Below are 9,409 nucleotides of genomic sequence, written 5' to 3' on the forward strand. Positions count from 1 at the left end.
TTTTTGGATATATATTTTAATATTCGTGGCTATAAACTAGCTTAACGACTAAACATAAACAATTTAACAATAGATGTATTTAATCTTCGATACCGAAACTACAGGATTACCAAAACGTTGGGATGCACCAATTACAGATACAGATAATTGGCCAAGATGTATCCAGATTGCTTGGCAGTTGCATGACGATATGGGAAACTGTATCGAACATCAAGATTATTTAATTCAACCAGAAGGCTTTAATATTCCTTATGATGCTGAGAAAATTCATGGCATTTCTACCGAATTGGCTCAAGAGCAAGGAGCCTCTTTGGTTGAGGTATTAGAAAAATTTAATCATGCACTAGCTAAAACAAAGTTTGTTGTTGGGCAAAATGTCAAGTTCGATCTCAACATCATGGGAGCCGAATTTGTTAGAGAAAATATAGATAATCAATTACAAGAACTTCCGGTTTTAGATACATGTACAGAACACACTGCATCGCTTTGTCAGTTACCTGGAGGACGTTATGGAAAATTCAAGCTTCCAACTTTAACCGAGTTACATCAGTTTTTGTTTAATAAACCTTTTGCCGAAGCCCATAATGCTACTGCAGATGTGGAAGCAACAACGCGTTGTTTTTTAGAACTAATCCGACGTCAAGAATATACCAACGAAGAGTTGGATGTTCAACCAGATTATTTTAAGAACTTTTCTGAAGTCAATCCGAAGGAAATACAGCTTATTGGTTTAAAGCACATCAATCTCAAACAGGAAAGTGCTAAAATCAATAAACGCATTCAGGATAAACAATCGGTCGATTTATCTGAAGCTGAAATAAAAGAGAACATCACAGAATTAGCCGATGTAGAATTTGTTCATCTTCATAATCATTCGCAATTTTCAGTGTTGCAATCTACTATTAGTATACCAGATTTAGTGACTGCAGCAGCAGAACAAAACATGCCAGCCGTTGCTCTAACAGATCATGCGAATATGATGGGGGCATTTCACTTTGTAAAAGCTGTTAATAATCATAACAAAACCATTCAAGCCAAAAACAAACAGGCCATAGAAGAAGGTGTTAAACCTACTTTAAAGGAAATAAAACCGATACTTGGTTGCGAGTTTTTTGTTTGCGAAGATCATTCAGATAAAAGCAGAAAAGACAATGGATATCAAATAGTACTTATCGCAAAAAATAAAAATGGGTATCATAATTTAGCAAAATTATCGTCTCATGCCTTTGTCGATGGTTTTTATTATTTACCAAGAATCGATAAAAAACTCATTCAACAATATAAAGAAGATTTAATAGTACTTACAGGGAATTTATATGGGGAAGTACCAAGTAAAGTGTTGAATATTGGCGAAAATCAGGCAGAAGAAGCTTTGCTTTGGTGGAAACAGGAGTTTGGCGAGGATTTGTATATTGAATTAATGCGCCATAATCAGGAAGATGAAAATCGTGTTAATCCTGTATTAATTGAATTCTCAAAAAAGCATGACATCAAACTTGTGGCGACTAATAATACCTATTATTGTAAGCAAGAAGATGCAAATGCTCATGATATTTTACTTTGTGTAAAAGATGGAGAAAAACAAGCTACTCCAATAGGTAGAGGTCGTGGTTATCGTTATGGAATGCCAAATAAAGAGTATTATTTTAAATCATCTGAAGAGATGAAAAACCTCTTTAAAGATATTCCTGAAGCCATTTCAAACATACAAGAAGTGGTCGATAAAGTAGAAGCTTTTCAGTTAGCAAGAGATGTTTTATTGCCAGCTTTTGATATCCCTGAAGAATTTAAAAACGAAGAAGATATTATAGATGGTGGCAAACGTGGTGAAAATGCATATCTCAGACATTTAACCTATGAAGGTGCTAAGAAGCGTTATCCCGAACTTACTGATGAAATTAAAGAACGCTTAGATTTTGAGTTAAGTGTTATTGAAAACACAGGATACCCAGGATATTTTTTAATTGTAGAAGATTTTATTCGTGAAGCTCGAAATATGGACGTGTCTGTAGGTCCAGGTCGTGGTTCTGCAGCAGGATCTGTTGTAGCATATTGTTTAAAAATAACTAATATCGATCCTCTTAAATACAATTTGCTTTTTGAGCGTTTTTTAAATCCAGATCGTGTAAGTATGCCAGATATCGATATCGATTTCGATGATGAAGGCCGTAGTCGTGTTATGGATTATGTTATTGAAAAATATGGAAGCAATCAAGTAGCCCAAATAATTACTTATGGAACCATGGCTGCCAAGTCATCCATTAGAGATACAGCACGTGTATTAGATTTACCCTTATTTGATGCCGATAGAATCGCGAAATTAATTCCAACCATGTCTAAGCTTCATAAAATTTTTGGAGCAGATGAAAAGGGATTGAAAAACATGTTTCGAGCTGAAGACTTAGAAAAAGTAAATCAGCTTTTAAATATTTCTGATGGTGACGATTTAGAAGCCGAAACGGTCAATCTTGCAAGAATGTTAGAAGGTTCTGTTAGAAACACTGGGATTCACGCTTGTGGTGTGATAATTACACCAGACGATATTACCAAGTTTGTTCCTGTAGCTACAGCTAAAGATTCAGATTTGTATGTTACACAATTTGATAACTCGGTTGTAGAAGATGCTGGGTTGTTAAAGATGGATTTTTTAGGATTAAAGACACTAACTTTAATTAAAGACACAGTTAAAATTGTAAAAGCCAAACACAATATTTTACTGGATCCTGATACGTTTCCACTAGATGATGAAAAAACCTACGAACTCTTTCAAAAAGGAGAAACTGTAGGTGTGTTCCAATACGAATCTCCTGGAATGCAAAAACATTTAAAAGAGCTGAAACCTACCGTTTTTGAAGATTTAATTGCCATGAATGCTTTGTATCGTCCAGGGCCAATGGAATATATTCCAAGTTTTACAAGACGTAAACATGGCGATGAAGATATTGAATACGACCTTCCAGCTATGGAAGAATATCTTAAAGAAACCTATGGTATTACAGTGTATCAAGAGCAAGTAATGTTACTATCTCAAAAATTGGCAGGATTTACTAAAGGTGAAGCCGATGTGCTACGTAAAGCCATGGGTAAAAAACAAATTGCTGTTCTAGATAAAATGAAACCTCAATTTATTGAACAAGCAGGAGAGAAGGGACATGATAAAGACAAGCTAGAAAAAATCTGGAAAGATTGGGAGGCGTTTGCTAGTTATGCATTTAACAAGTCGCATTCCACGTGTTATGCATGGATTGCATACCAAACAGCATATTTAAAAGCGCATTATCCAGCTGAATATATGGCAGCTGTACTTTCTAATAACATGAACGACATCAAACAGGTGACTTTCTTTATGGAAGAATGTAAGCGTATGAAATTAAACGTGCTTGGGCCAGATATTAATGAATCATATTATAAGTTTTCCGTAAATCAAGATTATGCTGTTCGTTTTGGTATGGGAGCTATTAAAGGTGTTGGACATGGTGCCGTTAAAACCATTGTTAAAAACAGGAAAGAAGATGGGAATTTTAAATCAATTTTCGATTTCTCTAAACGGATTGATTTAAGAGCAGCCAATAAAAAAGCATTTGAAAATTTAGCTTTAGCTGGAGGTTTTGATTGTTTTGAAAATACACATCGAGCACAGTATTTTCATGATGATGGCGATGGAATCACGTTTCTTGAAAAGGCCATTAAATATGGTGCCAAACACCAGGAAAACGAAAATTCTTCTCAAGTGAGCTTGTTTGGGGAAGCAAGTAATGTTCAGATAGCAGAACCCTTAGTTCCTCCTTGTGAAGAATGGGGGACCATGGAGAAATTAGCTCGGGAAAAAGAAGTGGTTGGGATTTATATTTCTGGTCACCCATTAGATGATTTTAGAATAGAAATGAAAACATTTTGTAATGCCAATCTAGCGTTATTAAAAGATTTAGAGGTGTTTTTAAATAGAGAGCTAACTTTTGGCTGTGTTGTTTCAGATGTACAACATCGCGTGAGTAAACAAGGCAAAGGCTGGGCAATATTTACGGTCGAAGATTATACAGACAGCTTTGAATTTAGAATTTTTGGAGAGGAGTATTTAAAATTCAGACATTTCTTATTGAAAAACTCGTTTATCTATGTCAAATTATTTGTTCGTGAAGGATGGATAAACAGAGAAACAGGTAAAAAGAGTGATCCAAGAATTCAGTTTAATAGTTTTCAATTGTTACATGATGTTATGGATACCTATGCCAAAAAATTGTCTATACAATTACAGGTGTCCGATTTGCAAGAAGAGCGTATAAGAAAGCTTAAAGAATTGATTACTATGCACGCTGGGGACAATCTGCTAAACTTTATTATATATGATACTGAAGAGCAAATCAAATTAAATATGCCAAGTAGAAAACAAAAGGTCAAGATATCTCAAGAGTTGTTGGATGAATTAGAATCTAATGATATTTTTTATAAGCTGAATTGACTTATTTGTGTAAACAAAAAATCAGCTCTAAAACCATATTAGTTTAGAGCTGAATTTGTATTGTATATGCAGTTATAAAACAGTTACTTTTTTACTACTAGTTTTGATGTTATTCTGTTTTCATTTTTAATAACTAATACATAAGTTCCTGATAATAAATGTGAAACATTAAGAGCCACAGAAGTATTGTTAGCTTTTTTTGAAATTATTTCTTGACCTATCATGTTATATAGGCTTACTTCGTTAATATTTAAACTGCTTTTAATTAGCATCTCATTTTCTACAGGATTTGTAAATGATATTTTAATAACCTGAGTTACATCTTCTTCGAAGTTTTCATTGCTTAACGTGGATGAGTTATCGATATAACTTACTAATAAATAAGGTCTTAGCGCTAAATTTGGAATATTTTCTTTAGATGTAAACTTAAATTGCGGACTTCCATCAGCTTCTGACTTTAATCCAATTGATATGGTAGAAGTTTCCGAGTCATATTCATCTTTAATAAATTCGGTTAAATCTGCACCACCATGAATAAGTTCATCTGAATTGCCATCACCATCAGCATCACCTGAATCGGTGTTAAAAGTAGTCGTGCTTGAAGTCAGTTCGGTTGTAAAGGCAGGTGCATTATCATATGTAACTGTGCTTTCAGACCAACTTGATGAAATGTCATAAAAACTAACATCTATAGGACCACTATCAACATCAGCGTTCATCATTAAACTAGCATCAATAATGAAACGATCAATTGTTCCAGTTAAAGCACTTATATCAAATTTAAGCAAGCCTCTTCTTATATTATTCTCATTGCTTGACGTATATTTAACACGGATTAAATTATCTTCTAAAGGTTCTTGAGGTGTCATACTGTTTGTTCCACCTCTTGTATATGCATCTTCATCAATATAAATAATTTCGTTTTCAACATAAGTATATCCGTAAATCATTTTTAAAACTTTTGCAGCGTAGCGGTAACCCAAAACACGTTGTCCATTAGAATTAAAGTGTGTTCTATCTATAGTTTGTAAACCATCAGAAGAAGCATAATCTGTAAAAGCAATATAAGCAGCGTCTGAGGGATTCGATATTTTTTTAATATTTGTATTGAATGTTCCGTTATCTGTTCGTTGCATGCTAATTTGACCTACAATAACTGGCAAGTTTGATATTCCTAAATCCGTTCTTAAGTCATCTATTAAGTTTGTAAGCCTGGTTAAATAAGAACCTAAATTTCTATTTGCTTCACCCTGATGCCATAATATCCCTTTAAGAGTCGATCCACCTAAAGCTAAAGCTGCATTAATTTGGGAAATGGCTTCACCATAATAGTTTTCTGGAGCACCTTTTTCCCATTCTTGAATCTTAGTGCCTCCTCTTGTATTTACTACTAAACCAATTTGATTTCCGGTTACTTCATTTAGTGTACGCCCAAATGTATAAGAGAAATTTAATCCTTGAGGTTGATTTTCGTTATAAATTGTAGAATATCTATTTAAGCCTCCTAAGACTTCACCAGTTGTGGGGTGAATGTCATTAGTGTTAACTGCATTTTCCCAAGATGTACCGTTGTATAAATCTACACCAGTTAAGGTTACCATATCTTCAGCTTCAATGTCGCCTCTACCGGCTGCATTGGATTGACCAATTACTAAATAGACATCTCTTTGCGCTATAACAAAGGTTTGGAAAAATAAAAAACAAAAAGTAAATGCTGCTGTGAGTAAAAAATAATTTTTCTTCATAATATAAAATTTGAGGGCTGGTTTTTTAAACCATTTTGTACGGGTAATATAAGTTATTGATAAAAAATCAGGAATATAGAACCAAAAACATTTAGTAATTAATAAACTTTTTAGTTATAATGGTGTTGTTTGAAAGTTCCACTTTGGCGATGTATACAGCATCACTTAATTTAGATAGAGAATAAGTTTCAGAGTTATTTTCTCCATTCAAGCGATATATTTGTCGACCTAATACATCGTAAATTATTATTTTATTAATAGTTAGATTTTGAGCAGCCTTAAAGTTGATTCTGTCATTATCTAAATTAATGATTTGTAATTCGTTACTAGTTTCTTGAAAAGTTTCAACTGATAGCGCATTGTTATTAAATAATATTTCGAAACGATTATTAAACTCTCCAATATCTGACGTAAAAGAATAGTCGCTAGCAGATATGTTATGTATTGTACTGAGTAAGTTGTCTTTTAAATAAATAGTATTTGATGTTAAGAAGTCTCCTATTAAGTGCTGAATAGATAAACTGTAAACTGTTGGTGACTCTATAGAAGTAGAAAAGCCTATTGGGATGATCTCATCTTCATTAATACTATTTACGTCTTTACCTTGAATAGCAAAGAATTCATTTTCAATACCCGCAATCTGAGTATAAATTATAGCAGGTACATTTGAAGTTAATCTTGGTGCGTCATAAGATGAACCGTCGAAATCATTGGTAGCTCCTTCAACATAAGCAACCAGAATTTGGTTGAATCCACCTGCATCCGTTAATAGATTAAGCCATATTTTATTAGCTTCAGTATTTTCTGTTTTTTTTGAATTTGAAGTTTTAAAAAATTGACCATTGCTTCCACCGTCTTTAATACGCATAGAATTATTAAAAGTTACATTGGCATTTGACAATCCAGCAATAAAAAAGCTTTGACCAGAAGGGATGTATTCTAAAAGAGTATTAGGACTATTGTTTACACTACCACTGCCAGTATTCATCATGATATAATCTGCGTTATTAAAATTGATAAGTTCATTACCACTAGCTGTTTCTATTGGATCCGTAGCTTGAGACCATAAATAGACTAAACCATCAACAACCCCAGGATTATTAGTAATAAAAGCATCGAAATCTATAGCACTTGGATAGGGGTTGCCTAAAAGATTCCAGTGACCACCTGTATTTAAGGGATCATAAACTATTGATGCCGTTATTTCTCCGTTATTAAACTCTCCAACAAATTCATAATCATAAGCAATGCCAGATGTGAATCCTGAACTAGAATGGGATGCCGCAAAACCTGTGCCTGGTATCATTGGAGTACTGCCGGTTGTCCATTGCCAATCATCTCCGTTGTCATCAATGTCATCACTTCCAGGTGTGAAAGTATTTGTATTGGCATCTTCTATAAGGACGTCCAAATAGTTATTAGCATCGTACCAAAAACTTCTGTCACTAATAGTTAATGGGCTAGTTGCTATAGTTAAATTACTCATAGGCGAACTCCAATATGTATAATCGTACCAATTTTCTAAAATATCTGTACTTTTTATAAACTTAGATTCTCCTGTTTCACTATTTTTATAAATGCCTGTGTCTACATTTTGAACCAAAGAACCACCGTCTTCAATAATTAAATCACCATTAATAAGCGCATCATGTTCAATTTCTACATAAAAATTATCTTCAATAGTTAAAGTTCCATTAACTGTTAAAGAACAAGCAGAAAAACTGCCTCCATCTTCTAAAGCTGAATAATCTCCATTTATAACAGTAGGTGTCGTAATATCTGGCCCCGTTCCATTACTCCAATCTGTTCCATCCCAAGTAATATTGGTTCCACTACATGTCGCATTTATAAGGGTGCCCCATATTTCAATATTGTCTATAGCTATATCTTCATGGTTACCATTTATATTAAAATCTAGAACAATATCAAGATATTCTCCTGTACCTGATATTTCGACTGTAAATTGTTTAAAAGTGCTGCCAAATTGAGTGGCTGGTGTTCTTTCAGCCTCACCATCAAAATCAAGATCTATTCCAGCATCTTTATTGTTTCTGTTGCCATTTACAGGATCAAACATGACACCTTCAGATTCAATCCATAATAAGTTATTAAAAGCTCCAGGAGTTCCATTATGTATGTTATAATTAAAATGGAGCCAGTCATTTTCTCCTGTTTCAGCTTCACTATTATCCCAACCACTATTCTGACCACCAATTTGAGCTAAATAGACTCTTAATTCTAGGTTTTCATAACCACTAATATCAATTCGGTCAAGAGTCATTATTGCAACTTCGTCAGCTGGAAGACCTGTATTATCATCTATATCTTGAGCTGTAAAATAATAATCCCCCAGATCGACATTGCTTGTGTAAGTGTACACAGAATTAGTATCTGAACCATCTGTTCTAATAAAATAATCTCTTTCACCGTCTGAAAATTCAGCCTTATCTACTGTGTAAGCAATATCGGTAACTGAAGAATTTGGATCTGGAGTTAATGGGTCAGTCTCAAAAGTTAATTTAGCGAGCTTAGTTGTTGGAGGGTCTGCTGCTACAACAGGTGCTTCAAGATAGCTTGCTACAATATAAGGTCTTAGTGCAAAGTCTGTAGAATGGTCTTTGGTAGTAGGTTTAAATTGCGGAGATCCAATTGTTTCTGATTTTAATCCAAGAGATATGGTAGCTGTTCCTAAATTATATTCATCTTTAATAAATTCGGTTACATCAGCACCACCATGAATAAGTTCATTTGAGTCACCATCATTATCATCATCAGCACTATCTTCATTAAATGTAGTTGTGCTAGCGCTAAGTAAAGTGGTGAAACTTGGAGCATTGTTATAAGTAACTGTACTTTCAGACCAAGTGTTATCTATATCATAAAAGCTGACATCTATGGGACCGCTACTAACGGAGGCGTTCATCATTAAAGTGGCATCAACAACTAAACGATTTGCTGTTCCGTTTAATGCGCTAACATCAAATTTAAGCAGACCTCTTCTTGTATTGTTTCCAATAGGGGCAGTTTCCTTAATACGTAAAATCTCATTTTCAACTCCAGTTTGTTGAACATCATATTCATTTGTCTAGTCCTGAAATATGGCTACAGGTTAAAATTGATTTTACGCTGTTAATTTATATACCATATTTGGTGTTTTATAGTCTAAAGATAAATGTAATCTTTTAGAATTATATAATTTGATTGC

The 9,409-nt window shown here is 33.9% G+C and carries 3 protein-coding genes; 1 reads left to right on the forward strand and 2 read right to left on the reverse strand.

The window, feature by feature from the left end:
• Positions 1–73: 73 nt before the first annotated feature.
• Positions 74–4,459, forward strand: coding sequence for a DNA polymerase III subunit alpha (gene dnaE, locus ACI5KZ_RS07945; RefSeq protein WP_406847373.1), 4,386 nt, complete (start codon positions 74–76; stop codon positions 4,457–4,459).
• 83 nt (positions 4,460–4,542) lie between these two features.
• On the opposite strand, the gene ACI5KZ_RS07950 is transcribed toward dnaE, so the two are convergent.
• Both ACI5KZ_RS07950 and ACI5KZ_RS07955 read right to left on the reverse strand, forming a co-directional pair.
• Entirely contained in the window at positions 4,543–6,204 is a 1,662-nt protein-coding gene (locus tag ACI5KZ_RS07950) for a sialate O-acetylesterase (RefSeq protein ID WP_406847374.1), read from the reverse strand.
• A gap of 91 nt (positions 6,205–6,295) precedes the next feature.
• Positions 6,296–9,247 (reverse strand): DNRLRE domain-containing protein, encoded by a 2,952-nt coding sequence (locus ACI5KZ_RS07955; protein WP_406847379.1) that lies wholly within the window; start codon positions 9,245–9,247, stop codon positions 6,296–6,298.
• Positions 9,248–9,409: the final 162 nt, after the last annotated feature.

This window comes from Xanthomarina sp. GH4-25 (assembly GCF_045363175.1).
Lineage (GTDB): Bacteria > Bacteroidota > Bacteroidia > Flavobacteriales > Flavobacteriaceae > Xanthomarina.